Raw genomic sequence first — 25,290 nt, 5'->3', positions numbered from 1 at the left:
ATTACCAAAAAATTTCTTTTTTATGAGGAATTATCAGTTATCTTTAATTTTCTGCTACCGGAGCCTGATAAATAAACGCTTCCGACTTTCCGATATCAATGCTGTCATCACCAACCTGAGCAACATAGACTTCCTCGCCATCGTCAAACGTGATATCAGGAATAAACAGAGTATTCCGGTCTATATAGATTGTTTCCTTCTTGAATCCGTTGTTGATCCAAACAAAACTGCATTCATTGAAATTCTCACCCTTGATATAATATCCATGGAGCTGCTCCGGCGCTTTCTCCGGGTCATCGGACAATTTCTGATAATCGCCTTCTTTTATATCCGTAATATAGATTGGTTCTACACCATACTGCATATCGGTAGGCTCATATGGCCAGCCATCCGGATACATATATCGCTTACCGTATAACATATCATATTCTACATTCCACATTACATCGCTGTATTCAGGATCATCTTCGCTGTAAAGTGTATGCACCTTCTGCATGGCACTCTTTTCAAGTCCGATCACATCAAACAGCTTCGTACTCAGATCATAAGCCGGAATGTCTTCATCTTTATCAATGAAATGCTTCATATTGCTCCATATGAAATATTCCGTCTGGTACAAATTTCCATTCTCTACGTCATCATTTGTCAGTTCAAATCCCGGTAAATGATCACCATACATTACCAGTACTACATCTTCATCATAATTCTTCAGTTCTTCAATTAAATCCTTGATAAATTCATCCATCTCATGAAGCTGATTGCAATAATATGTCCATTCATTGTCCAGTTCTTCACTTCCCGTACCTGTTACTTTTACCGGATAAGAATAATTCTCATAATCTAATTCACTCGGATATCTTCCATGTCCCTGAACACTGACCGTGAAGATAAAATCCCTGTCCTCTGTAGATTTCAGGGTCTTCATGATCTCTCCGGTCAGTACATTATCCTTTTCCCAGTTTTTCTGGGTATGCTCTACGTCATACATGTATTCCATAGGGGTAAATGTATCAAAGCCAAGATTCTTGTATACGATATAACGGTCATAGAATGTACCGTCATGGTTATGCATCGCATGAGTAGAATAACCAAGCTTTTTAAACTGTGTCGCCATCGTCTCACAGGTTGTGCTTCCAAGTACCGTCTTATATGGATATTCACCAGCACCGAAGTATGCCACATCAAATCCGGAAAGCACCTCAAATTCCGAATTTGCCGTTCCCGCTCCGATTGCAGGCATCGTAAGGAAACCGGACGAACATTCTTCTTTTAATTTTGTGAAATTCGGAATCGGATTCATATTAAAAGATAATTCTTTTACATAAGATGGATCCATGAAGGATTCCAACTGAACTACAATTACGTTTGGCTTTCTCTTTGCAAATTTTGCTCCCGAAGCTTTCACCGTATCCAGTTCATCCTTGATCTCAAGCATCTTTTCTTCACTGTAATCTGACGGCTCGCTGATTCCGACATCCACTACACTGTTTGAAAAGCAATATACAAAACCATATTTATCATATGCTGTTGCCAGATTTGCAAAGTTATCCGAGATTGCCTGCGCATTTAATGCAATCTTTGTAAACAGCATAACCATACAAAAAGATGCAACGATCAGAACCGTTGTACGGATCCTGTAAATATTTCCCTGGATTGTCGGGGACTTTAAGAACAATATGATAACCGCTGCCAGTGCAACAAATAACGCTACACCGATGAATACAACCTGCCATACTGAGAAATACTTATCAATGATGGTGATCGTATTTCTCGCCATCAGCATATCGATCGCTGAAAACGGAGTGATACGAAAGCCTAAAACAATACAGTTCGTTACACCACAAAGCAGCCATGCAAATGAAATAATACCATAACCAAACACTCTCTTACGCATCAGCAGTGCCAATGTCAGAGTAAAGAAGATAATGGAACAGTTATACAGGAACACCAATGGTTCATTCACAATATATTTCATCGTATTGATAAATGAGTGTCTTCCCAATATCTCCAAAATAATATCCAGCACAATTGCAATCGCAACACACTGGAATATAGCTGTACTACACAATTTCTTCAATTTGTCTTTCATCTAAAACTCCATTCTGCCGTGATTCGGCAACCACTAACCAAATACTTAATGCAATCCTGTTATCTTATTCATAAACCGGTAATTTCAGAATAAGATTAAATCGGTTTCATTATAGCATTCCTTTCTTTTTATTCAATCCGCAAATTTTACAAATAATTACCTCATTTTTTCATTTTTTGCGTAATTTTTACTTACTTTTCTTCTATCTATATCTTTGGGAATGCTTTATATGATGGAAAAATATCATATTCCGGAGAAAACTACAATAAAACAATTATTAAATCTTCTTTAGGATTATTAAGAAGAAGCCCTTTGTTCCAGCATCGGATCATCGAAAGTCAGTCGTCTATGCTACTGTTTTTCTGATAAATGGCAGTGGCTCATATGGTTGGTTTCAAAACCTTTGCTACATAAAAATAGGAAGTCTTAAATAAGACTTCCTATAAAATAATAAGAGCGCGAGACGGGGATCGAACCCGCGACCCCCTCCTTGGCAAGGAGGTGCTCCACCGCTGAGCCACTCGCGCATTTTCCATTGTTGTGATTTATTTGCCTCACAACAATGGATATGTTATCATAAGACGTTGTTTCTGTCAACAACTTTTTTCAACTTTTTTAAATATTTTTTTCACGCAATGAATTACCGCATTGAGCCTAGTTGTTTTCATCCTCTGAAGGCGCTTGAACAGACTCATTTTCAATGGTCTGCAACTGCCCTTTTGCTCTGCGAACATAGCCAACGATGAGCACAACTGCACCAACTAAAAAGCATGCAAATCCAAGAAGCTGTGATACACGGATACCGGAATTGCCAATCATTAAGGAATCTGTACGAAGTCCTTCAATGATACATCTTCCAAGGCCATAGCCTGCTACATAGATAAATGCGAATTCACCTGTAAACTTCTGATGCTTTCTATATATAAGAAGAAAGATCAGCAACATCAGATTCCAGAGTGACTCATACAGGAACGTAGGATGTACTGTTATACATTCCATACCATGAAGTGTCTGTGTATTTGCAAGCATAGTATCTGAGATCACTCCACTGTTGATCAGACTGTTTAGTGTTCCTTCATGTCTGTAATAATCAAGAGGGATTCCCATCGCAAATACAGAATCTGTATACGCACCAAACGCCTCCCTGTTGAAGAAATTGCCCCAGCGTCCAAGGATCTGTCCGATCAGCAGACCAAACGTTGCTGTGTCGGCAAGCCGAAGCACATTTACCTTCCGCTTCTTCGCAAAGATGCATCCGGTAATAATACCAGCAATTACACCACCATAGATTGCAAGTCCGCCACCTCTGATATTTAACATACCAAGGATGGTTTCTTTTACATTTCCCGCCACTATATACTGATCCAGTCGGAACAATATATAATAAATTCTTGCGCCTAAGATTACCGGAATGATCAGGATCAGGATAAAGTCCAGATACATTTCCGGATCCTGTCCTGTTCGTTTCGCTTCATTTGTCACAAGGAAGTAGGCAAGGATAAATCCACACATAATGATGATACCATAAAACCGGATCTCAAAGCTGCCAATGGATATATGATCACCTACATGCTTCAGGAAGATTCCCAAATGCGGAAAGATAATACTGTTAAAATATTCTGAAATTGTTTCCATTTTCTTGTTATCTCCTAAAGGAAGCTGTTTTATACATTGAACTTAAAGAGGATGACATCTCCGTCCTCTACCACATATTCTTTACCTTCCTGTCTTACCAGACCTTTTTCTTTGGCAGCTACCATATTGCCACATTCCATAAGATCTTTATAGCTTACAACCTCTGCCTTGATGAATCCACGCTCAAAATCAGAATGGATCTTGCCGGCTGCTCCCGGCGCTTTTGTTCCCTTCTTGATCGTCCATGCTCTGGATTCTGTCTCACCGGCTGTCAGATAACTGATCAGTCCAAGCAGTGAATAGCTTGCCTTTATCAGTTTATCAAGACCGGATTCTTTTACTCCAAGATCTTCCAAAAACATTTTCTTTTCTTCGTCATCCAGTTCTGCCAGCTCCTGCTCGATCTGTGCACAGACAACAAACACTTCTGAATCAAATTCTTTTGCGTATTCTTTTACTTTCTGAACATGCTCATTTGATGCTCCATCATCTGCTACATCGTCTTCGCTTACATTTGCTGCGAAAATAACCGGTTTCCATGTAAGAAGGTTGTATTCCTCGATCCAACCCTGTTCGTCCTCATCTGTTACTTCAAGAGTCTTTGCAAGCTTGCCTTCCTCCAAATGCGCTTTGATACGCTGCTGGAAATCCAGCTCCTTTGCAAGCATCTTATCATTTCTTGCACCTCGTATCGTCTTTGCTATTCTACGATCCAGAACTTCGATATCGGAAAAAATCAGCTCCAGATTAATCGTTTCAATATCACGGATCGGATCAACCGAACCATCTACATGAATAACATTTGTATCTTCAAAGCATCTGACAACATGAACGATCGCATCTACCTCTCTGATATTTGCAAGGAACTGGTTTCCCAGACCTTCGCCTTTGGATGCGCCCTTTACGAGTCCTGCGATATCTACGAATTCAATAACTGCAGGAGTGGTCTTTGCTGAGTGATACATCTCTGTCAGCTTGTCTAACCTCTCATCCGGTACTGCAACAACACCTACATTTGGGTCGATGGTACAGAATGGATAGTTTGCTGATTCTGCACCTGCTTTTGTCAGAGAGTTAAATAATGTACTTTTTCCAACATTGGGAAGTCCAACTATGCCGAGCTTCATGGTTATAATTCCTCCTTAAAACCTTGATTTATAAGGTCATACAACTCATACCATTCAGCCATATTACATTATGTCAGATGGCCGTTCAAAGTTGATGCCACAAGGTAATTTTTCTCTGTATTCTTGTTCTTTACCTGTATAATGGCGCAAAAAAGCCCCAAAATAGCACGATGATTATACTACATTGGGGCATAAAATTCAATGATTATCAGCCGGTTGCCGTCAAATTACTGTCAAATTCCAAGACACATTCTCAGAATTCCCAATATCAGAAGATGCACCGGATAAAACAAATAGTTCACAAGCTTATTCTGCTTTCCACGCTTTCCATTATAAGTAAGCATCAGGCCAAAACCCAGAAGTGCCCATGGTTCCTTATACATCGATGCAAAATTAAACGGAATAGCAATAATCGGTCTGTCATGAAAAAGATACAGAAAATAACCGATCAACACCGCATGGGAATCATAATCCAGACTCAGATTCATGGCTATCAGACAAGTTACTGCTACAATTATAAAAGATACAAGATACCACAAGAACTTGGGCAGTGTCTGCATCTTTTTTTTCAGGGCATCAATAATCCAGATCATCGCCAACACCAGCGCAAGCGTAAACATGATATTATTCCAGTTTGGTTCAAAAAATACATTAGATGTACACATATCAAACGGAACCTCTGATATAATTCCAAATACCAGGAGTGTTCCCAAATATCTCCATCGATTTCTCGTTTTAAAATATCCCTCCACCAACAGGGAAATAAAGATAGGAAATGCGATCCTGCCTAATATATCAAACAGTTCACTCATAACTATTAAAGCCTTACTGTTAAAATATATGAAAAATGTTTTATTAACATGATCGATCAACATTGAAGCAAATGCTATATATTTCAGTTGTGCACCGGATAATAATTTTATCTTTTCTTTCATCTTTAATAACGTTCCTCTCCTACTTAAAAATAACTCTGTCTCTCGTCAATAGCGTAACAACCTCTGTATGCTCAGTAAATGGAAAGAGATCAAATGGTGTGATTTTCAACACCTGATAGCCATGTGTGGTCAGATACTTCAGATCTCTCGCAAGGGTATCCGGTCCACAGGAAATATAAACTACCTTACGCGGAGATAGAGTTACAACAGAAGAAAGAAATTCTTCTGTGCTTCCTGAACGAGGGGGATCCATAAACACAACATCAATCTGCTCATCTGCTTCTGCCAGTTCTACCATAAACCTGCCTGCATCATTTGCATAGAACTCGATATTTTCTATCTTATTCATCTGGCTATTGATCTTCGCATCGCGGATTGCTTCTGCATTCAGTTCCACACCGATCACTCGTTTTGCCCGGTCGCTTGCAATGATACCGATCGTTCCGATTCCACAGTATGCATCTATCACTGTCTCTTTCTTTTTCAGATCCGCATATTTGATCGCCTTGTTATATAATTTCTCCGTCTGAACAGAATTGATCTGGTAAAAGCTTCCCGGCGACAGACGAAACCGTTTGCCACAGAGAATATCTTCTATATAGCCCTTGCCATAGATGACCTGATTCCGGTCACCTAACACCATATTCGTATCCTTTGTATTAATATTCTGAACAATCGTTGTAATCTCCGGATGAAGCTTCAAAAGTGCATTTGCAAAATTCTTCTTCGACGGAAATACCGGAGATGCCGTCACAATGATCACCATGATCTGTCCGGTCTGATGTGCTGTTCGGATCAGCACATGACGGATCAGTCCATATCCGCTGTCTTCATTATAGATCATCATTTTAAATGACCGGAACAGCTCTGTGATATCCTGAATGATTGCATCCGCCCGCTGATCTTCGATCTTGCAGCCTTTTGTCTCTATGACATTATGAGTACCCTCCTGATATCGGCCGGAGATGATCGTACCATTCTTCAGTTTTCTGAATTCCGCACAAACCTTGTTCCTGTAATAATACGGATTTCCCATTCCCACGATTGGATCGACCGGTGCAAATCCTGAAAGCAGCTTTTCCATCTCTGTCTGCTTCTTTACAAGTAATCTCCGGTATTCTTCGTCTGTATATTCGTATGCCACGGGGTTGGGTTTTTTATTCCGGGACTGGACTTTTCTGCCATCCGGTTTTCTATTTCCCGGCTGTCCCTTTATATTTTCTTTCATATTTTATTTCCTTTCAAATCTCTCGTCTAAACATAGCAAAAACCAAACACATGGTCAACAACATTTCCCTGAATGTATATGACTTATGGCCTGGTTTTTTCTTTGCTCTATGCTTCACCTGTCAGGACGACTTTTGTCATATCGTGTCCGACCGCATCCAGATACGATCCGAATACATCTGCCGTGCGCATCCGCAGACTGGATGTATTCACACATGGGTGACAGCCAAGATACTCGCCTTTTAATATGTCTTCATCCACCAGCAGCCGTACATGATGCTCCGTATCATTCATCAGTCCCATGACACTGACAGCCCCCGGTTCGATATCCAGATATTTCTCCATGTCCTCAGCCGATGCAAATGACAGTCTTGCGCTCCCGATCTGTGAAGTGATCTCCTTCGTTTTAAACGGCTTGTCTCCCGGCATCATCAACAGATAAAACTGTGTCTTCTGACGATTGCACAGGAAAAGATTCTTACAGATTGTCGCCTGCAACATCTTATCAATCTCCTCACATACTTCCATCGTAAATGCCGGTTCATGGTCGACTCTCTTATATTCTATTCCAAGATGGTCAAGAAAATCATATACCCGAATCTCCTTCTCCAATCTTCCTTCCGTATTCTCCGGTCTTCCATCCAAAAGTTCCAACAGTACTTTGTCCTCCCGTTCCTTATATCTACCTCTGCTGTTCATCCAGCATATGCTCAAACTCCGGAATCGGAACAGGCTTGGAAAAATAAAATCCCTGAGATACACTACATCCATTATCATAAAGAAAATCTGCCGTTCCCCGATTCTCTACGCCTTCTGCTATAATACTTAAGCCCAAATCATTTGACATGGATATCACATGAGAAATGATCGTCTTACCCTGTTTACTGTCCAAACATTCATCCAAAAACTGCCGATCCATCTTCAATACGTCAAATGGTGTATTCTTCAACATACAAAGGGAAGAATAACCCGATCCGAAATCATCCATTAACAATGTAAATCCCGCCTGTTTCAAACTATTGATATAAGACAATGATTCTGCATTCTCCGTTGTCTCCGTGATTTCTAACTGGAACAGCTCCATCGGAATCTGATATTTGTCGATCAGATTCCTGATATATCCTGCAACATCTTCTTTCTGAAGATAGGTTCTCGACACATTCACCGAGATTGGAAGTGGTTGCCTTCCGGTATCCAGCCATCTTCTGATAACTTTACATACCATCTCCCACATGAAACAGTCTAATTTGTATATAAATCCATTTGCCTCAAATACCGGAATAAATTCCATCGGCGACTTGCATTTTCCATTTGCATCAATCCAGCGCACAAGCGCCTCTGCTCCGACGATCTTCGCATGGCTTCTGTCATACTGGTACTTCGGCTGAAGATAAACCTGAAATTCTTCCCGTCTCAGAGCCTCCTCCTCAACTTCCTCGATCGCTCCCGTCTGTTTCACATGATTCATCAGCGTATCCTCATAGAATACAACCTTATTCAAAATCGTCCGCTTACCCTCTGCACGGGCAAGTCCTGCTTCATCTCCATGCTTGCGATATGCCGTTGAGCTGCCCGGTACGATATTCACTCCATATGTAATGCTTAACTTGATATCACCATATCTCCGAATTTTTTCATCAAGTTTATCAATAAATTCCATGATTTCTTCTCTGGAATTATAATAGGTCACGATCTGGAATACATCCGCTGACAATCTACAATGCAGATGTTCCTTATCACACATCACATCCAGCGTGTCATATATATACCGAAGAATATTATCTCCTGTATCACTGCCATACTTCTCATTGATATACTTAAATCTACGGACATCAAACTGAATATATGCATACTCCCGCTCCGGATGCTCTGCCTGAAAACGCGCAATCTTCTTGAGAAAGAATGCCGGATTCTTATCATTGCTAAACGATGTCACAATCTCCCGATTCTCTAATTCCTGTTTGCGCATGATCCGTATCATGCCCACATACTCCCGAACCAATCCTTTTTCATCTTTCTCAAGGTAACAAAGGACTGCCATCAGAGCTTTCTTCCCTGATCTGGTCTCAAGATGCACCCATGTCTCCAAATCATCCATCTTGATCGGCTCTTTTGTTCCCTGCTCAATCTGTCTATACAAATTGCACATTTTATTCTTCTCTGTTTCTTCTATACATGTGCAGTCGCAAAATGCTTTTAGTAAATTTTTATCATCCGGATTCAACTCATCAGGCAGAATATCATTTTCCTCAATCGTGTAAAACCGATCTTGCAGATTCGCGTAAAAATATATGGCGTCGCGGTGATTTTTCCTTATTCTGTTAATCTCTCTCCATGATTCAAATGCCATAATAATATCTTCTCCCAACAATGAATACTTACCTAATTTTACATGTTCTGTTCCCACAGGAACTTGCTATTATATATATTAACATGTTCTTTAGCAAAAAGAAAGTTCGCATCCAACTTAATTATTCGGAAATCAAGTGAAATTTGGGTTAATCAATTACTTAATTTCTTGTTAATTGTCAACCAGTCAAGAAACGCCTGACAGCCTTCTACAACATCTTCATAAGTCTCCCGAAAATTTCTACTATACCACGGATCTCTGACATCTGCATCTCGTCCGGCAAACTCCAGCATCTTATAGATCTTATCCCCACGTCTGTGTCCGGTCATTCGTTCAATATTCCTCATATTCATAAAATCCATACCGATCAGATAATCGTAATGATCATAATCTGAGGCTGTAAGCTGCACCGCCCGTTTGCCTTTGCAGCTTATCCCATGTCTGGCAAGTTCTCCTCTTGCCGGCGGATACACCGGATTCCCTACACCATTCCAAATCTCTTCTGTGCTGGTGGCTGCCGATGCGATCTCAAACTGATCGGCAATGCCACGTTTTGTTACTATATCTTTTAATATGAATTCTGCCATGGGGGAACGGCAGATGTTGCCATGGCAGATGAAAAGTACGCGTATACTCATAAAAACTCCTTTCAAAATGCGCTGTTCTGCTGCCATTTGCAGCGATTTGCGCGGTGTTAATTCTTCTTTATGTATCGGTCATTTCTGTACATAAAATGCAAACCTTAGCAAAATATCGTAAGATGTGTACAGCAAACGTAGTAGAAACGGAGTAAAAAGTGGGTGGGGTTACTACTCCTTCATACCTGTATCCTTCTATACATTGTAACTAATATATTCTGGAATCTTACCTTCTTCCTGATATTTTCTAAATACATAAAATAAGATGCGGCATACCATCACATCGATATTCAGCTTGCCCTCCGTAACCTGCCAGCAATTACTACAATTTTCTACTTTTATTAAGCCTTCTTCCAACATTTTCCCATAATCAACTGATATAGGTATGCGCTTTGAAATAACTTTCCTCCTACCTGATTGCATCTTCTTTATTTTTTCATGTATCTCAGGTTCTACAAAACATTCTCTCGAAATAATAATCATTCCATCATATAAATGATTTTCGTTATTATATTCCAAATCATTCAGGTTATACCCACCATATTCGTATATTACATTCTGCTCATCTTCAAGAATTAAATTTGCGTGAGCGCCAATTCCTCTACTCATAATATTATACCTATTTTATATTTCTCACTTCGCACTTGATATCTCTATTACATTTTGGACTTCAAGTACCAACTAATGCATTTTTTCTTTCTGTAATTGTTCAAATACATCGTCCCATTCTTTTTCATTTCGCCATTCATCATTCTTTTCTCTTACAGTTGTACCAACAGAATTGTATTTTGTGTTTTCTGATGCCAATTTATATACTTTATCATCATATTCATTTATTCTCTCTATTCTTTTTAGTGCATGTTCAACAAAAGCCTTGATTTTACTTGGTTTGTTGAACAGTTTACGAGTTACATATATTTACAAACTAGAGTTTCCCAGATACGAAGTAGCTTCAATGAGCTCATTTCTGATGATTTTGAGTACAACAAATTAAACGTCTTTGTTTTTCTTTATGAAGGCTTTCTTGTTCTCCCAAATTCCTCCACAGTAACTAACCTCTCATATCTACCAGGATCACCTGCCTCTGCCGGGTCCTAAATTCCTTCGTTCTGCTTATCCATAGTTGGGTGCTGCTTATGCTCCTACAGCAGGGTCTTTGCCCTATAAAAAATGTCAACGCAGCTACTAGCTCTACTTTGTTTTATATACTTTTACATTCCTGTTTCACAGCACCATTGAAGGCGGACGCTTTCCTGTTTACAGTACTTCTTTCTTATGCGGCTATAACTCCTCTTTCATGATGAATATCTGACATCATTTTAAACCGGTCATAGTCCACACCTTTTGTTAATACCGCATAGAATACGCGAATTAACTTACAACTGACAGCAATCATTGCCTGTCTTCGTTTTAATGGATTTTTTACACGAGTCACATAATAATCATAGATTGTTCGAAACTCTTTGTTCCTTGCCAACAATGGTATCATTACCTGATACAAGATCTTTCTGAGTTTTCTTCTTCCTCGCTTGCTGATTCTCGAGCTTCCCTTATGCTTTCCGGAACTGTTTTCTACTAATTCCAAACCGGCATACCTTTGGATCTGTTTCGGCGACTTAAAACGTCTTATATCACCTACTTCGGCAATAAATCCTGCTATTGTAACACTTCCTACTCCTTTAATGGCGAGTAACTTCTCCACATGCTGTACTTTCCGAATAGTCTCTTCCAGTACCTTATTCACAGCTTCCAGTTGTGAAGTCCATAATTGATGTTCCTCAAGCAGCATATATAACTCACTTCTTGTTCCAATTCCTCCATCCAGACCAACACTATTGTATGCAGCTTCTACCAGGTTCTTTGCCCTATCTTCTGTAACGCCTCTGCCACGCATCTTCTTATCGTGCCAGATCTTTCGGATTCCTTCTACTCCAAGTGCAATTACATCCTTCGGCAATGGTGCTTTTTCAAGCACCGCCAAACCACTTGCGGCATCAAATCTTGTATATAATCCCAGATACTCCGGGAAGTGTATTGCAAGCCATCTCTGGATTCTGTTTGCAGATATGTTATGCTGCTTCATAATCCTGTCACGGCTGTATACCAAATCTCTTATCTCGGCATAAATGCCCTCTGGCATGTATGGAATCGAATATCTTCCATCCACAACCAGCTTTGCTATTGTCTTCGGATCTTTTGCATCCGTTTTCTTTGGACTATTATCATCAAGTTCCTTGATCTTCTTAACAGAGAATGGATTGACCATTACCAATGTTTTCTGATGATCCTGTACATACTTTGCAAACGCAAACCAGTAATGACCAGTCGGCTCACAGCCAATCAGAACTGCAGTCTTTTTATTCTCATTTTTCAGTTTTTCTGTCCAAAGCTGAAAGAAATTAAATCCTTCGATATCATTCTGAAATGAAAAAACTCGTTTTGTAAGCTCGCGCCCTCTGTTATCAAAAGCTCTTGCATAATGCGTCTGGCTTCCAATATCAACTCCAACAACCAATGTTGTATCTGTTACTTGCTCAATTTTTTCATTCTGTGTATAATTCATGTTGAACCTCCGGTGTTTTGATTGTTTTGTTTACATCCGCCAAGATGCAACTCAATCATACCTTGAGGTTCTTTTTTATTCAATTGGTGCTTTTAATGAATTACAGGAATGCTCCTCATACAAAGTCTATCTCAAAATAGTCCTGCAAATAATTTTCTAACCAATCATACTTTTCTTTTATTGATATGCTCAACTTTTCATCTTCACGCTTTTTGCTTCTTTCAATTTGGCATAAGCGAAAAATCTTCATAGCAGTTTCATCTGAATCCGGTATAAAAGAAATGCTATTTAAATAATTCAAATAATACAATCCGTCTGTATCTTTTCTAATAATCTCCCCATTTATTTCTCGTTGCATTGCATTATCTCGATACATTTTTTCATTATAATCCATAAGCTCTTGCGCATACTCTGGATCAATAATTATCCTTGGAAACCTAGCTTTTTTTGCCTCGAGAAAGTAGGCTTTATTCATACCTGGTCCAAACCAAACATTTCTTTCATTATCATAATATATCTCACCATAAGTAATGGCTCCACGTGCTATAAATCCATTCTTTAAAAATTCATATAACATTTTCTCTGTATTATAACAAGCAATGCACATTAAAGCATTCATATTTTTTCTCTCTTCTTCCACTCCTTCTTTATAATCGTAAATTATATATGCACAATCAGAAAATACATGAATTTCTCTTTTATATATAGTCCACGGATGTGCTGTATCCAGTTCTTTTTCACGTTTTACAGCCTCGCTGAATATCCTCATAATATTATACCACTCATCAAATCCTTCCCTATCTTGAGAGCCTAAAATATCAACAAATATTATTACTGCTTTTCTAAATCCTTTTTCCATTGCCTATTACCTCTTTTTCATTCAAATTTTCTTTTGCTCCTAGTACAGACGATACATTGTGCATAGTTCAACAAATAGTCTTCCATTTTGATTTTTTATATTATCCAATAACAACGCCTGAAACAAAACATCTCCCACATTCTCCAACCTTACCATTCCATATTCTTTCTCTGTAAAACCATCAACCTGCATATCCTGCATGGCAGCCTCTTTCCTTGCCACCAAACAATGCGTATACAATGCCATGATATACTTGTCCGACATCAAGAAGGCATATGTTTCGTTCCCTTGATATGTATATCGGCACTTTTCCAGATTTTCTTGCGGTATATCGAAATAACATCTGACCATTTCCAGATATACATCTCCATTATACTGCGTCTTTAGCTTTTTTGCATACCTTCTGATTGTTGAGAATATATTATTTCTTTCCATAGCTGTCTTGGTTCGCTTGAATACAGGCTTTTTCCCTCGCAGGTCCATATAAACATTATTTAGGATAGTCTTTCCGGCATACTGTTTGAAATCACCTATCCACAACAAATACGATAACACCTCCAGCAATTTCTTTTTTGACGTTATCTTCTGATACGAATAATCTCCAAATTCAATATGATCCAGCTTCAAAGGGCAGCTCCCCCTCGCTATCTCACGCTCCATTACCCTGTTAATATCTCTCATTGAATGTTGATAAGTTAAAAGCGGAATATCAGGAACTGATAACTTGGTTTACATCTATCCAATTCATCTATGAAAACTACGAGCTGATTTCCCCTTTCAACCAACAACTCCATATAGAAATTTTTTATATTCTCGTGTAAATCTTTTTCTTCTTTAACATTTGTAAGAGGATTTTCACTTTTTAAATTTTCAATAATACCGTTTATGTTTCTACCAGTAAGTGCTTCTAACACAGCGCCAGCCAACTTGAATGCATTGCTATTATCCTCAAAAGCATAATTTATTCCTAACTGCTTTATTATTTCATACACTAAAGATAACACAGGGTATGTATCATTATCATTTTCCCATGCGTCATAATAAACTGCCATATCATAATTCTCTGACACATCCTCAACTTTCTTTGGGAATGGAAGCGCATACACAATACTTGCTTTTTCCCATCATCCATATCACTCATCGGATTTTTTGCATTTATTAATAGCATCGATTGTTTCACAAAAAAAGTCCCACCGAGTTGCGCATAAAAATCAGAGGCGTGGTGGGTTCTGTTAATATTACTGTACAGCATTCAATGTTACTGTCGCACGATATTGTGCCGCAGTATTTTCACTTTTAATATGCAATTCTAAAATAATCCAGGTATGCTTTATATTTATCTTGTGCTGTCAGGCAAGTATCAGTCAGATACCCTTTTTCATTGTCCCATTCTTTCAATCCTCGATAATAAAACATTTTCAAATTATCCTCGATAATAAATGGAACAATATTGTATTTCAGGCATTCCTTGAACATAATCAAACGTCCCACACGACCATTTCCATCCTGAAATGGATGGATACGTTCAAACTTCACATGAAAATCCAGAATATCGTCAAAGGTCTTTTCTTCCTTGTTATTGTACTCTGACAGCAATTTCTTCATTCTGTCTGCAACTTCTTCCGGAAGTGCGGTTTCCATACCGCCGACTTCATTTGGCAGTTTCTTGTAATCACCGACAGCAAACCAATCCTTTCTGGAATCACTGGTTCCATTTTTTAGAATCAGATGCAGCTCCTTAATAAACTTTTCCGTCAATGCCAATTTTGCATGATCAATAATAATATCAATACACCGGAAATGATTTGCTGTTTCAATCACATCATCTACATTAAGCACTTCTTTTTCTATACCAATGGTATTCGTCTCGAAGATATATCTGGTCTGATCGTGGGTCAGCCGACTGCCTTCCATATGGTTTGAATTATATGTTAAATCAATCTGTGTCTTATGATAAATGCCTCCAGCATATTTATTCGCCTTCTCATCCTGCAAAACATCCAGTAAGGTCGTTGTTTTTTCTTTCTTCTTGTTAGTGCGCTCCGGCTTTTCTGCATTTTCCGGAATATTCCATGTCTTTCCGGTAAGAAATACTCCCGGCACACGACCATGGGCACAATAATTTCTTACACTACGTTCAGATACATCCCATTTTTTTGCCATTTCAGCAACTGAAAGATATTGCATCTGCCGCTCTCCTCCTTCCACACGATAAAAAGCATATTCTGTGAACCTTTTATTATCATGATTTCAAAAATCACGTTTACTATAGTTAGTATACCACATTATCGGCAACAAATCCATATTTTGCCCTCATTCTTCTGTCGTTTTTGCCGACGTAGAAAACTCTAAAAAAATACCAACCAGCGAATTTGACGGTTGGTACTTATATTTTAGTTTTGGTCATCTGGATAAGTATTCAGACAAAATCCTGTTATGAATCCACCCCTTACCCCAATTCATATTTACAAAAAATCAACCACCTACCTCACCCCAATATAGCAGGTATTTTTTCCTTTTCCTTCTTTCCTCAATTCTCCTGATGCAACCAGTTTCCGCAATGCACCTTCAATAGAACTGTCACTGAGTGTAGGGCATAGCTCCCGTATATCCTGCTTATTGAAACGTCCAATTTTATTATGACTTGCTCTCCGTACCATTTCAAGTGCAGGTAGTTTTATTTCAACCAACGCCATTCTGTCTTCAAAATCTTTATAGGCAGCAAGAATGGTACCAAGTAAATATTTGATAAATGGCACTACATCTTCTGTTCCATCATGCCAGCCCGGCTGAGCCGCAGCAAGAGCCTCATAGTACAGGTCTTTATTCTTGGCAATCTTTGCTTCCAATGAGACATACTTTCCAACATAGAATCCACTCCGATACAGCAGTAATGTAGTGAGCAGACGGCTCATTCTTCCATTTCCATCATTGAAAGGATGAATACATAGAAAGTCATGTATAAAAACAGGGATAGCAATAAGTGGCTCCAATTCCATATTTCCTATGACACGATTGTATTCCTCACAGATTCTGTCGAGTGCCTCCTGTGTTTCAAATGGAGCAAGTGGTGTAAACAGCACTTCAACATGTCCATCTGGATAAGTAGCACTAATATAATTCTGTACATTCTTTGTTTGCCCTGCAAGCGGATTGTTCATATGGCTATATAACATCTTGTGCAGTTGCAAAATATAATTTTTTGTAATAGGAATCGCATCAAAGCTATCATGAATAACATTCAGCACATCACGATAACCCGCAATTTCCTGCTCATCCCGGTTCTTAGGTGTTGTCTTTTCTTCAACAAGCTGACGAATTCTGGTACTCGTCGTAACAATGCCTTCAATAGCATTAGATGCCTCGGTACTTTGTATTTTTGCAATCTCTACAAGTTTATCAAGTTCCTCTGGACGCTGCTTCAAATACATCTCCTGTTTTCCAGCTTCTTTATAAATAGCAGCAATTAACCCTAAAATCTCTGAATCCCATTTCTGATATTTAATTGCAGAATAATTGAAGTTTCGCATTCCCTTACTTCTCCTTTCTTTTCCTTAAATAATAGTGTTAATTAAGGGAATAGTCAACAAATTAAGCGAATTATCTCATAGTATTCTATCCCAATTAAAGAAATATTATTTTTACCTATCTAATCCTTATTCCTCTCCATCTCTCTCTGAATCCAGGTCATGATCACATCCACAAGATACTCCTGCTGTATCTGGCTCAATTTCCTGCCCGGCTGTATCTTATGCCATTTTCGGATGCACTCCCTGCAGCAGGTTGCAGTTGCATGCTGTGCGATAAATACCGGATGCCCTTTCATCGGCGTCTGTTTTCCATCGTTTGGAATAACCGCCGGAGCTTCCCGCTTTGCAATAAAGTCCTGCGCATGCTGCCTTATAGTATCCAGTCCCTTTTCATTTATGTAATCAATATCCTTCTGCTTTAAATGAAAGCTGCTTCGGAACTTGGAATTACCAATTCTCTCAAATAGCTGCTTATACCATTCCTCTTTTGTCATCAAAATTCTCCAAACTTCTTATGGCATCCTAACACTTCCTGTTAGAATGCCATCTATAAACATAAATACTATATTATTTTTCCCCATGCTCCTTCACGACCAGTCTGCCTCTTCCGCTTTCCTTCGCCTCGTATAATGCATTATCTGCTTCCTCATATAACCGGTTAAAGGTTGCTTCTGACTTAGCGATAACTGCGCCCATAGAGATGCCGGTACCTCCCTCTGCAGATTTTACTGTCAGATTTACTTTGTCAAATATCTGCTGGGCATGTTCTTTGATCGCCTTCTCCGGCACACTCTTATTGAAGAACATCATTACCGCAAATTCGTCCCCACCCATACGACTGGCAAAATCTTCATTTCGTAAAGACACAAGCAATGTCTGGGCGACTAAGATCAGATATTTATCACCATTATGATGACCATAGGTATCATTATATTGCTTAAATTTATCAACATCTATCATGATCATCATTGCATTAAAATCACCTGATAACAGCTTCATCTCCATATCATTCCGAAAAGCCGCATGATTCAAAAGACCCGTCAGGGAATCTGTACGATATGTATTCTCCCAATTCCGCAATCTGACTTCTGCCTTATTCTGCTCTGCATCTGTCAGGATCTTCATGGAATAAGTACTCGATACATCTGAAATAATAATCTCTGCACGATCCTGTTTAACTGCCGAATCGTAAAAGACACGTCCATAGCAAAAGACATAAATATCCTTTCCATCCTTTCGATGGAGTCTGTGTTCCTGCAATACATATGTACTCTTAGCCAGATTGGCATTTGTCCGGCACAAATATTCTGTCCGATCAGCTTCAGGGATCAGATCCATCTGATTCATGGAATTTTTTTCTACATCCTCACCGGAATAACCTGTCAGCTTCTCGAAATTATCATCCACAGACAAAATATTCCATGAACCATCCAGCAAATATCTGCTGCATTGCACTGTATGTACACAGAATGCTTCCTGAAGTGTACTGTTCTCCTCCGGTTTTGCCACTTGTTTGCGTTGAGGCTTTTCCTTCTCCTGTCTGAACTTATGAACTCCCTTTACGGTATCAGAATAATTCTCTGATATCATTTGAATAAACTCGGAAACAATAAACGGATCAAATTGTGTTCCGGCGCAATTTTTTAATTCTTCAAGTGCATCGGATACAGGCATTCCATTTCTATATGGACGGTCACTTACCATCGCATCAAATGAATCAACAACAGCAATTACACGTGACAGTACCGGTATACTCTCCCTGCTCAGTCCGTCCGGATAGCCCTTTCCATCCCACCTTTCATGATGATGTCTGATTTCCTCTGCGATCTGCTTCAATTCTACATTACTGTTTGCAATATCGTAGCCCTTTTCAACATGTGAACGCATGATCTTCCATTCTTCATCGGTAAGTTTTCCCGGTTTGTTCAATATCTCCATCGGAACACCGATCTTTCCGATATCATGAAGCAGACAGAGAAGGGACAAGCGGCTTTGCTGTATATCGGATAACTCTATACGTTTACCAAGCTCTGCACCCATAATCTGTGTACGGCGAACGTGATGCTCCGTATCACTGTCACATTCCTCAAGTGCCCGTATCAGAGATGCCAGCATATCCGAATGAATGGATTTGCTGTCTACTAATTTCTTTGTACGCATAGCCTTAGTTGTATTTCGAATGCTTTCAACTATACTGTGTGTCTCATCTTCTACTACACTGACTGCGTACTGAATACTTCCGTCGAACTTCTCCTTAAGTTTTCCGGCACATACTGCCATCTCATCTTCACTGCTTCGGCTACACAATGCTATAAGATGTGCCTCGGTTCCTCTGACATAATATGCCCTTTCAGGAAAACAGGTTCTCATATTTTCCGACAACAACCGGATCTTCTGATCCCCTGCTTTTTTTCCAAGTGTGCTGTTGATAACAGACAAACTGTTAATATCACATACAGCAACTCCTACCGGGAACGTAAAATGATCATTTTTTTCCAATGCAAGCTGTTTGAAATTTTCCCATTTCTGAAATCCTGTAAGCATATCCGTCTCAAGTGCGATATCTGTAAATACAAACATCTGACCAATCTTATGGCCGTTTTTATTTTCAAGCTTCTTTACATCACACCGCAATGTTTTTTCTTCCGTTTCCGACTTAATATAGCATTGCAGGGAAAAGCTGTCGTCATCTGATTCCGGATCAAACGACAATCCATATACATCCAGAAAACTCTGAAGATCTTTACATCCGGTCAACAGTTTTTCTCCTAGGAAAAAATCAGCCCTTTCATTATGCAGAATCAGGCGCTCGTCATCATCAAACAAAACGATGCCCTGCCCTATATTTTCAAATATACTTGTCTTCAATTTATTCAACATCCCATGTGTGGAATAATCAAAGCAGCTCCAATAAATGATAAATGATACTATACTGTATCCTCCGATCGAGTAGTCCAGTAAATTCACTACGGATTCGCCCGGTAAAAATAAAAAGATTGCATTTATCCCTACAATAATAAGAATTCCTATGATAACACTTAAATACTGCCAACGATACTCATGCGGAATCTTACAGATCTTCCGAATCAATAAACCTACCACCAATAACACCATTACATACGAAAATATCAGATGGAGCTCATACAAGGGCTTCATCTGATAGCTATACTTTGCAATCAGCGTATCCCGTGGTTTATATTCAATTGCAATTTCCATAAATGGATTAACTGCAAACACGATCAATTCATATATACAATATAAAAAGCAGAATGCTACCATCCATTTCCCATATCCGGAAAACTTTCCTTTTGTGAAATAAACCATGAAAATTAAAAGAGAGACAAGCATAAAATCTATACTTATAAAATATATACTCGACATAACCGCCATGCACATATAGGAATCACTTATGATACTGATCAGATAACTAATATCTACAATAGCCGCACCCATACAGGCAAACCCCAGAAATCTACCTGTTGTTTTATTCTTTTTAAAAGATTTTACCGCTAATAATATATCTGTAGCAGCAATAATAATTGATATGACTATATATGCATTGATCACAACTGTCTCATTCATAGTAAACCTCCAATATTCAGACAAAATCTGAGTTTATTTTACTATTTTTGAGGCAGCATGGCAACACCTATGCGTATCACAAACGCCGGCAATTTACCAAATCCGTTAAATTCAACTCTTATCGTTTATTCAGTATCAGAATCTTGTTTGAAAAATTCCTTACAGCCGGAATCTTTCCAAGCACCTTATATACAGGAACAAATTCCTTCATTCCTTCTACCAGACTGATATCTTTTTCGCTCCGGAAAGAAGGTGCCACACTCTGAAATACTTTTCCGCTTTTCACACCCCAGATGAATTTCGCCTGGCTTCCCTCTATGGACTTCTCTTTCATATGCTTCACAACAAATGGTGCCATTACCTCAACCAGAACCTTTGCCTGTGTAAATGTCTGATCAATAATCTCAAACATCTTACGCACATCCTGCTCCGTTAAATACATCGTAAGCCCTTCTATGACCACCAAAACCGGTTCTCCATGATACTCGATATCCAACGTATACGATGGATCTGTTGCAGACTTAGCAATCTGGTAAATCGGTCCATTCTCCTCAAGAAAACGACTTCGGATATCCATGGTCTCAGGAAGATCGATATTGTACCAACGCTGATATTTTCCCTTCATCCGGTAACACCGGGTATCCAGTCCACAGGCAATATTTACAACAATGGTATCCGGATGCTTGGTCAGATAATCATTTACCAGACGATCCAGTACGATCGTTCTTGCAATTACACCGCTGCTCATCAACTTATCGGATTCCGCCTTTGAGAAATCATAATCCAACCTGGATACGATCTCGATTGCTTTCTCGTCATAGATATTGTGATTTTCTTTTCTGGATTCTGCTGCTCTTGCAAATAAAGTCTGCAGCATCGTCTCCGGTACTCCCTGTACACTGACCTTTGTCTTATTCTGATTTTCTGTCTGCATTGCTTTTCCTTCACTCATTGTTTTATTCTCCTTTTCTGCATTTACATAACAAATGTTATTTTTTGTTATGTTGTAAAAAAAGAACCCCACAGCTACATATCACATGCTGTGAGGCTCTCTTAGATTCTGTATTAATTTGTCTGTTCCACCCATTGAGTAGATCCCGATCTTCTCAACCAGATACAAACTATCTTCCATACTGTAATTTCCTTTAATAATCTCCAGACATCCATCCAAACGGATCTTTGCCAGTATCTTTACAAGCTTCTCATCCGGCTCACATTCCATCCGGCTCTTATAAAATGTATATATCGACTGCTCCATCAGTTGTTCTACCTTGGAACGATACATTTCATAACAGCTTCCTTGCGCCTTCTCCAGAATGACCACCGCTTCTTTTCGGTGTTCCAGAATAAATCGCATCATCTGAACATCTAACTGCGTACCAAGCTCCGGCTCTGCAAGCTCTAACTCCATATATCTGACAAGCAATTCTTCATACTGCACAACCAGTGGTTCAAAAATCTCCCGGAACAACGCTTCTTTATTCTTAAAATAAAAATACATTGCACCGGTCGTAACTCCTGCCCGGCTGCAGATCATTCGAAGACTTGCTTTATTATAGCCATGCATGAAGAATTCGTCTAATGCTGTCTGTTTGATTTTCTCTATTGTGTTTTCCTGATCATTCATCATAACACATGTTATGTTAGATGCTTCTAACTAAAATGTCAAGCATTATTTAACATAATTTTGCCATCTGTTGAAATTGTAACCACATTCCACGGAAGGAATTTGCCGCTGTTCTGAAGAGCATTTTTTACAGCCATCTCAATACCACCACAACACGGGACCTCCATTCTCACAACCGTAACGCTCCGGATATTATTATTCCGGATGATTTCTGTCAGCTTTGCAGAATAATCTATCATGTCAAGCTTCGGACAGCCAACCAAAGTGATATGTTCCTTAATAAATTCCCGATGGAAATTCGCATATGCATACGCTGTACAATCCGCCGCAACAAGCAGCTTTGCTCCATCAAACCAAGGGGCGGTCACCGGAACAAGCTTGATTTGTACCGGCCACTGGCGCAGCTCTGACTCCTGCTGTCCCATCATCGATGCTAACTGCTGTACAAGCTCAGGTGATACTTCACCATTTTGCACAGTCTTACTCCCAGCTTCAACAGTTCTTGTCTTTTTGTCATACCGGTCTCTGTTAAATGTCTTCATAGCCGTACCCGGACAACCACATGGTAGTGGTTCTCCTGACGGACTGCCTGCTTCATCTACTATCTTCTCAGTTTTTGCCGCCAATACCGCTGCCTCATCATAGTCCGCTGCTTCACGTTCAACAAATGTAATGGCTCCGGTCGGACAGGTAGGAAGACAGTCTCCCAGTCCGTCACAATAATCATCACGAAGCAGCTTTGCTTTTCCATTCACCATCCCGATCGCGCCCTCATGGCATGCCGATGCACATGCCCCACAGCCATTACACTTTTCTTCATTAATTTCTATAATCCTGCGAATCATCGTTTTTCCTCCTAAATACCCGATACCTGATCATTCTATGATATTTGCTGTTATATCTGTCGCTTCTTTGATCGACATTATACATCGCAGCTTACTTTCATCACTTAACTGTCAATCAGGTTCTTGATTTTATGTGCTTATTCTAATATACTTATTTCAAAATGTATGTTGGATTTCCAACAAAATAACATTTAGGAAATGGAAATTTTATGAACAAACTTGATCTTACATCCTATATTGATACCCTGTCAGCCTGCCGCCTGTTTACCGGCATCGATGAACAGGATCTGCCGGCTATGCTTACATGTCTGGACGGAAACCATATTCATGTAAAAAAAGGGAATCCCATATTCGTAGAGGGCGATCCGGCACGCTTTATCGGAATCATTCTTACCGGAACAGCGCAGGTGATCCGTGAAGATTATTATGGGCACCGAAGCGTCATGACAGATCTACAACCCGGTGATCTGTTTGCAGAAGCCTTCTCCTGTGCAGGTCTTTCTACTGTACCGATCAGCGTCTTTGCCATGACTGACAGTGATATTCTGCTTCTGGACTGCCACCACCTTCTGACCTCCTGTTCGAATTCCTGTGATTTTCACAACACCCTGATCCGGAATCTGCTGCACGAAATTGCCCGAAAAAACCTTGCGTTAAACCAAAAAATACGCTATATGTCAGAGAAAACAACCCGTGATAAATTAATGGCATACCTCTCCGACCAGGCAAAACAGAATCATTCGGATACCTTCACTATTCCTTTCAATCGTCAGGCACTCGCAGACTATCTCGGTGTAGAACGCTCCGCCATGTCCGCTGAAATCAGTAAACTAAAAAAAGGCGGAATTATTGACACTAAAGGATCAACTTTCCGTCTATTCTAAAAACATGCTTGCAAAGAGCATATCTTACTATATAAGTTTGTGGCATAAAAATGGAAGATGAATTATTATTATGCAGCAAGCCTTTCCGAGCGCCGGTACTTAAGTTACGTCTTTCGTAACTTTACGTACCGCTGCGCCGAGGAATAGAGCGAAAGCGTCTTGCGAAATAATAAGTAATTTCATCTTCCATTTTTATTCATAGCCTAATTTTCAAGAATGCTCTTTGCCAGCTTCTGCTGTTCTTCCGTTGGAGGATCGATTCCCTCTAATTTATAAGGAATTCCAAGTCTCTCCCACTCCTGAATACCCAGCTTATGATATGGAAGTACCTCTACCTTATCCACTGTTTTAAGAGTATCTATAAATTCTTTTGTCTTCTTCAGATCATCCTCATCTGTCGTAATTCCCGGAACAAGTACATGTCTGATCCACATATGCTTGCCCTGATCGGACAGATACTGTGCAAGCTCCAGAATATTCTGATTTGAGAATCCTGTTAATTCACGATGCTTATCATCATGGATCTGTTTGATATCAAGTAGAAAAAGATCTGTAAGGCTCATCAGTTCATTGAACTTTGAGAAGAACGGTTCTTCTCTGGTAAATGGATTTCCGGCCGTATCGATCGTAGTATGGATACCCTGCGCCTTTGCCAGCTTGAAAAATTCGATCAGGAAATCCATCTGAAGTAATGCTTCACCACCGCTTACAGTGATACCACCCTGACCTTTCCAGTATGGCTTATAACGAAGTGCCTGCTTTAACAGATCTTCCGGAGTTCTAGCCTCGATCTTAACACCTTTATCTTTGAGCAGTTTTGTATTCTCTTCAATTTTTTTCTCAAGTGCTTCTCTTTCATCATCGCTGACATCGTCAGCATACAGTCTGCTGTAATCTGTTACAAGATTCCATGTCTCAGGGTTATGACAATATTTACATCTCATCTTGCATCCCTGTAAAAATACAACAAATCGAATTCCCGGACCATCGACTGCTCCAAAGCTTTCTGTTGAATGAATATATCCTAAAATCTGTTTCTTTTCCGGCATGTTCCACCTCTAAGTTCTTTCTATTATTTTACAAAAATACACATTAAACAACCACGACTATGCATCTGTTTCCACCACTCACAGCTTCATAGTCTCTTTCTATTTTCTCTCTGATACACAATTTTCATACATGATATAATGAACGCAAAATTATTTGCTCGCAAGGATGCTGATTTTGCGAAATGCATAGAATGTGCGAAGCACATGATATAATGAACGCAAAATTATTTGCTCGCAAGAATGCTGATTTTGCGGAATGCATAGAATGTGCGAAGCACATGATATACGGATAAAAATCCGTCTGCCTTATGCTGTAAAAAAGTCCCGGAGATAGACTCCCCGGGACTCCA

23 protein-coding genes and 1 tRNA gene are annotated in these 25,290 nt (G+C 39.5%); 1 reads left to right on the top strand and 23 read right to left on the bottom strand.

Translation table 11 applies throughout. From position 1 onward, the window contains the following. Nucleotides 1-43 precede the first annotated feature (43 nt). From DWW85_RS01840 to DWW85_RS01740, 22 genes are all read right to left on the bottom strand, one after another. Complete coding sequence (locus DWW85_RS01840; protein WP_117807324.1) at nt 44-2,089, bottom strand: LTA synthase family protein; 2,046 nt, start codon at nt 2,087-2,089, stop codon at nt 44-46. 455 nt (nt 2,090-2,544) lie between these two features. Next, a tRNA-Gly gene (locus DWW85_RS01835) sits at nt 2,545-2,616 on the bottom strand. A 127-nt stretch (nt 2,617-2,743) separates the two neighbouring features. Next, nucleotides 2,744-3,724, bottom strand: a complete 981-nt coding sequence (gene lgt, locus DWW85_RS01830; protein ID WP_117807323.1) for a prolipoprotein diacylglyceryl transferase — start codon at nt 3,722-3,724, stop codon at nt 2,744-2,746. 29 nt (nt 3,725-3,753) lie between these two features. Next, entirely contained in the window at nt 3,754-4,851 is a 1,098-nt protein-coding gene (ychF, locus tag DWW85_RS01825) for a redox-regulated ATPase YchF (RefSeq protein WP_117807322.1), read from the bottom strand. Between the two features lie 233 nt (nt 4,852-5,084). Continuing rightward, complete coding sequence (locus DWW85_RS01820; RefSeq protein ID WP_008401875.1) at nt 5,085-5,786, bottom strand: TraX family protein; 702 nt, start codon at nt 5,784-5,786, stop codon at nt 5,085-5,087. A 19-nt stretch (nt 5,787-5,805) separates the two neighbouring features. Beyond that, nucleotides 5,806-7,014: a 23S rRNA (uracil(1939)-C(5))-methyltransferase RlmD gene (gene rlmD / locus DWW85_RS01815; protein WP_117807321.1), complete on the bottom strand. Its 1,209-nt coding sequence runs from the start codon at nt 7,012-7,014 to the stop codon at nt 5,806-5,808. A 107-nt stretch (nt 7,015-7,121) separates the two neighbouring features. Continuing rightward, complete coding sequence (locus tag DWW85_RS01810) at nt 7,122-7,712, bottom strand: prolyl-tRNA synthetase associated domain-containing protein (protein ID WP_330599184.1); 591 nt, start codon at nt 7,710-7,712, stop codon at nt 7,122-7,124. Next, a complete protein-coding gene (locus DWW85_RS01805; RefSeq protein WP_147340889.1) occupies nt 7,696-9,363 on the bottom strand; it encodes a GGDEF domain-containing phosphodiesterase in 1,668 nt (555 codons plus the stop codon). Before DWW85_RS01805 ends, DWW85_RS01810 begins: the two co-directional genes overlap by 17 nt. Before the next feature lie 152 nt (nt 9,364-9,515). Continuing rightward, nucleotides 9,516-10,001, bottom strand: a complete 486-nt coding sequence (locus tag DWW85_RS01800; RefSeq protein ID WP_117807319.1) for a low molecular weight protein-tyrosine-phosphatase — start codon at nt 9,999-10,001, stop codon at nt 9,516-9,518. Between the two features lie 195 nt (nt 10,002-10,196). Beyond that, nucleotides 10,197-10,610 (bottom strand): hypothetical protein, encoded by a 414-nt coding sequence (locus DWW85_RS01795; protein WP_117807318.1) that lies wholly within the window; start codon nt 10,608-10,610, stop codon nt 10,197-10,199. Between the two features lie 72 nt (nt 10,611-10,682). Beyond that, nucleotides 10,683-10,808, bottom strand: coding sequence for a hypothetical protein (locus DWW85_RS13030; RefSeq protein WP_278286972.1), 126 nt, complete (start codon nt 10,806-10,808; stop codon nt 10,683-10,685). Nucleotides 10,809-11,274: 466 nt separating this feature from the next. Next, complete coding sequence (locus DWW85_RS01790) at nt 11,275-12,564, bottom strand: IS110 family transposase (protein ID WP_117807317.1); 1,290 nt, start codon at nt 12,562-12,564, stop codon at nt 11,275-11,277. A 115-nt stretch (nt 12,565-12,679) separates the two neighbouring features. After that, entirely contained in the window at nt 12,680-13,423 is a 744-nt protein-coding gene (locus DWW85_RS01785; RefSeq protein WP_117807316.1) for a hypothetical protein, read from the bottom strand. Nucleotides 13,424-13,462: 39 nt separating this feature from the next. Further along, a complete protein-coding gene (locus DWW85_RS01780; RefSeq protein ID WP_117807315.1) occupies nt 13,463-14,104 on the bottom strand; it encodes a hypothetical protein in 642 nt (213 codons plus the stop codon). A 14-nt stretch (nt 14,105-14,118) separates the two neighbouring features. After that, nucleotides 14,119-14,475, bottom strand: coding sequence for a P-loop NTPase fold protein (locus tag DWW85_RS12845; protein WP_242995983.1), 357 nt, complete (start codon nt 14,473-14,475; stop codon nt 14,119-14,121). Nucleotides 14,476-14,719: 244 nt separating this feature from the next. Beyond that, entirely contained in the window at nt 14,720-15,610 is an 891-nt protein-coding gene (locus DWW85_RS01770; RefSeq protein ID WP_117807314.1) for a Fic family protein, read from the bottom strand. 296 nt (nt 15,611-15,906) lie between these two features. Beyond that, entirely contained in the window at nt 15,907-16,953 is a 1,047-nt protein-coding gene (locus tag DWW85_RS01765; protein WP_117807313.1) for a Fic family protein, read from the bottom strand. 119 nt (nt 16,954-17,072) lie between these two features. After that, the gene (locus tag DWW85_RS01760; protein WP_117807312.1) at nt 17,073-17,447 is read right to left on the bottom strand and encodes a DUF4186 domain-containing protein; all 375 of its coding nucleotides are present in this window, start codon (nt 17,445-17,447) and stop codon (nt 17,073-17,075) included. A gap of 73 nt (nt 17,448-17,520) precedes the next feature. After that, on the bottom strand, nt 17,521-20,535 hold the full coding sequence (locus DWW85_RS01755) for a diguanylate cyclase (protein ID WP_117807311.1): 3,015 nt from the start codon (nt 20,533-20,535) through the stop codon (nt 17,521-17,523). Between the two features lie 118 nt (nt 20,536-20,653). Further along, complete coding sequence (locus DWW85_RS01750) at nt 20,654-21,487, bottom strand: class I SAM-dependent methyltransferase (RefSeq protein ID WP_226800974.1); 834 nt, start codon at nt 21,485-21,487, stop codon at nt 20,654-20,656. Between the two features lie 81 nt (nt 21,488-21,568). Continuing rightward, a complete protein-coding gene (locus DWW85_RS01745) occupies nt 21,569-22,165 on the bottom strand; it encodes a TetR/AcrR family transcriptional regulator (protein WP_117807310.1) in 597 nt (198 codons plus the stop codon). A gap of 35 nt (nt 22,166-22,200) precedes the next feature. Next, complete coding sequence (locus DWW85_RS01740; RefSeq protein WP_117807309.1) at nt 22,201-23,007, bottom strand: 4Fe-4S binding protein; 807 nt, start codon at nt 23,005-23,007, stop codon at nt 22,201-22,203. A 209-nt stretch (nt 23,008-23,216) separates the two neighbouring features. Between DWW85_RS01740 and DWW85_RS01735 the strand changes: the two genes are divergently transcribed. After that, a complete protein-coding gene (locus DWW85_RS01735) occupies nt 23,217-23,891 on the top strand; it encodes a Crp/Fnr family transcriptional regulator (protein WP_117807308.1) in 675 nt (224 codons plus the stop codon). 203 nt (nt 23,892-24,094) lie between these two features. On the opposite strand, the gene DWW85_RS01730 is transcribed toward DWW85_RS01735, so the two are convergent. Continuing rightward, entirely contained in the window at nt 24,095-24,940 is an 846-nt protein-coding gene (locus DWW85_RS01730; RefSeq protein WP_117807307.1) for a radical SAM protein, read from the bottom strand. Nucleotides 24,941-25,290 lie beyond the last annotated feature (350 nt).

Source organism: Clostridium sp. AF17-21AC, assembly GCF_003461365.1.
In the GTDB taxonomy this organism is placed as follows: Bacteria; Bacillota; Clostridia; order Lachnospirales; family Lachnospiraceae; genus Coprococcus; species Coprococcus ammoniilyticus.
The sequence above is the reverse complement of the archived record's forward strand: the minus strand, read 5'-3'. Positions and strand labels throughout refer to the sequence as shown.

Bases quoted from the DNA above. Each gene is read 5' to 3' on its own strand.
- DWW85_RS01840 (WP_117807324.1), bottom strand. From the start codon at position 2,089: ATGAAAGACAAATTGAAGAAATTGTGTAGTACAGCTATATTCCAGTGT.
- lgt (WP_117807323.1), bottom strand. From the start codon at position 3,724: ATGGAAACAATTTCAGAATATTTTAACAGTATTATCTTTCCGCATTTG.
- ychF (WP_117807322.1), bottom strand. From the start codon at position 4,851: ATGAAGCTCGGCATAGTTGGACTTCCCAATGTTGGAAAAAGTACATTA.
- DWW85_RS01820 (WP_008401875.1), bottom strand. From the start codon at position 5,786: ATGAAAGAAAAGATAAAATTATTATCCGGTGCACAACTGAAATATATA.
- rlmD (WP_117807321.1), bottom strand. From the start codon at position 7,014: ATGAAAGAAAATATAAAGGGACAGCCGGGAAATAGAAAACCGGATGGC.
- DWW85_RS01810 (WP_330599184.1), bottom strand. From the start codon at position 7,712: ATGAACAGCAGAGGTAGATATAAGGAACGGGAGGACAAAGTACTGTTG.
- DWW85_RS01805 (WP_147340889.1), bottom strand. From the start codon at position 9,363: ATGGCATTTGAATCATGGAGAGAGATTAACAGAATAAGGAAAAATCAC.
- DWW85_RS01800 (WP_117807319.1), bottom strand. From the start codon at position 10,001: ATGAGTATACGCGTACTTTTCATCTGCCATGGCAACATCTGCCGTTCC.
- DWW85_RS01795 (WP_117807318.1), bottom strand. From the start codon at position 10,610: ATGAGTAGAGGAATTGGCGCTCACGCAAATTTAATTCTTGAAGATGAG.
- DWW85_RS01790 (WP_117807317.1), bottom strand. From the start codon at position 12,564: ATGAATTATACACAGAATGAAAAAATTGAGCAAGTAACAGATACAACA.
- DWW85_RS01785 (WP_117807316.1), bottom strand. From the start codon at position 13,423: ATGGAAAAAGGATTTAGAAAAGCAGTAATAATATTTGTTGATATTTTA.
- DWW85_RS01780 (WP_117807315.1), bottom strand. From the start codon at position 14,104: ATGAGAGATATTAACAGGGTAATGGAGCGTGAGATAGCGAGGGGGAGC.
- DWW85_RS12845 (WP_242995983.1), bottom strand. From the start codon at position 14,475: ATGGCAGTTTATTATGACGCATGGGAAAATGATAATGATACATACCCT.
- DWW85_RS01770 (WP_117807314.1), bottom strand. From the start codon at position 15,610: ATGCAATATCTTTCAGTTGCTGAAATGGCAAAAAAATGGGATGTATCT.
- DWW85_RS01765 (WP_117807313.1), bottom strand. From the start codon at position 16,953: ATGCGAAACTTCAATTATTCTGCAATTAAATATCAGAAATGGGATTCA.
- DWW85_RS01760 (WP_117807312.1), bottom strand. From the start codon at position 17,447: ATGACAAAAGAGGAATGGTATAAGCAGCTATTTGAGAGAATTGGTAAT.
- DWW85_RS01755 (WP_117807311.1), bottom strand. From the start codon at position 20,535: ATGAATGAGACAGTTGTGATCAATGCATATATAGTCATATCAATTATT.
- DWW85_RS01750 (WP_226800974.1), bottom strand. From the start codon at position 21,487: ATGAGTGAAGGAAAAGCAATGCAGACAGAAAATCAGAATAAGACAAAG.
- DWW85_RS01745 (WP_117807310.1), bottom strand. From the start codon at position 22,165: ATGATGAATGATCAGGAAAACACAATAGAGAAAATCAAACAGACAGCA.
- DWW85_RS01740 (WP_117807309.1), bottom strand. From the start codon at position 23,007: ATGATTCGCAGGATTATAGAAATTAATGAAGAAAAGTGTAATGGCTGT.
- DWW85_RS01735 (WP_117807308.1), top strand. From the start codon at position 23,217: ATGAACAAACTTGATCTTACATCCTATATTGATACCCTGTCAGCCTGC.
- DWW85_RS01730 (WP_117807307.1), bottom strand. From the start codon at position 24,940: ATGCCGGAAAAGAAACAGATTTTAGGATATATTCATTCAACAGAAAGC.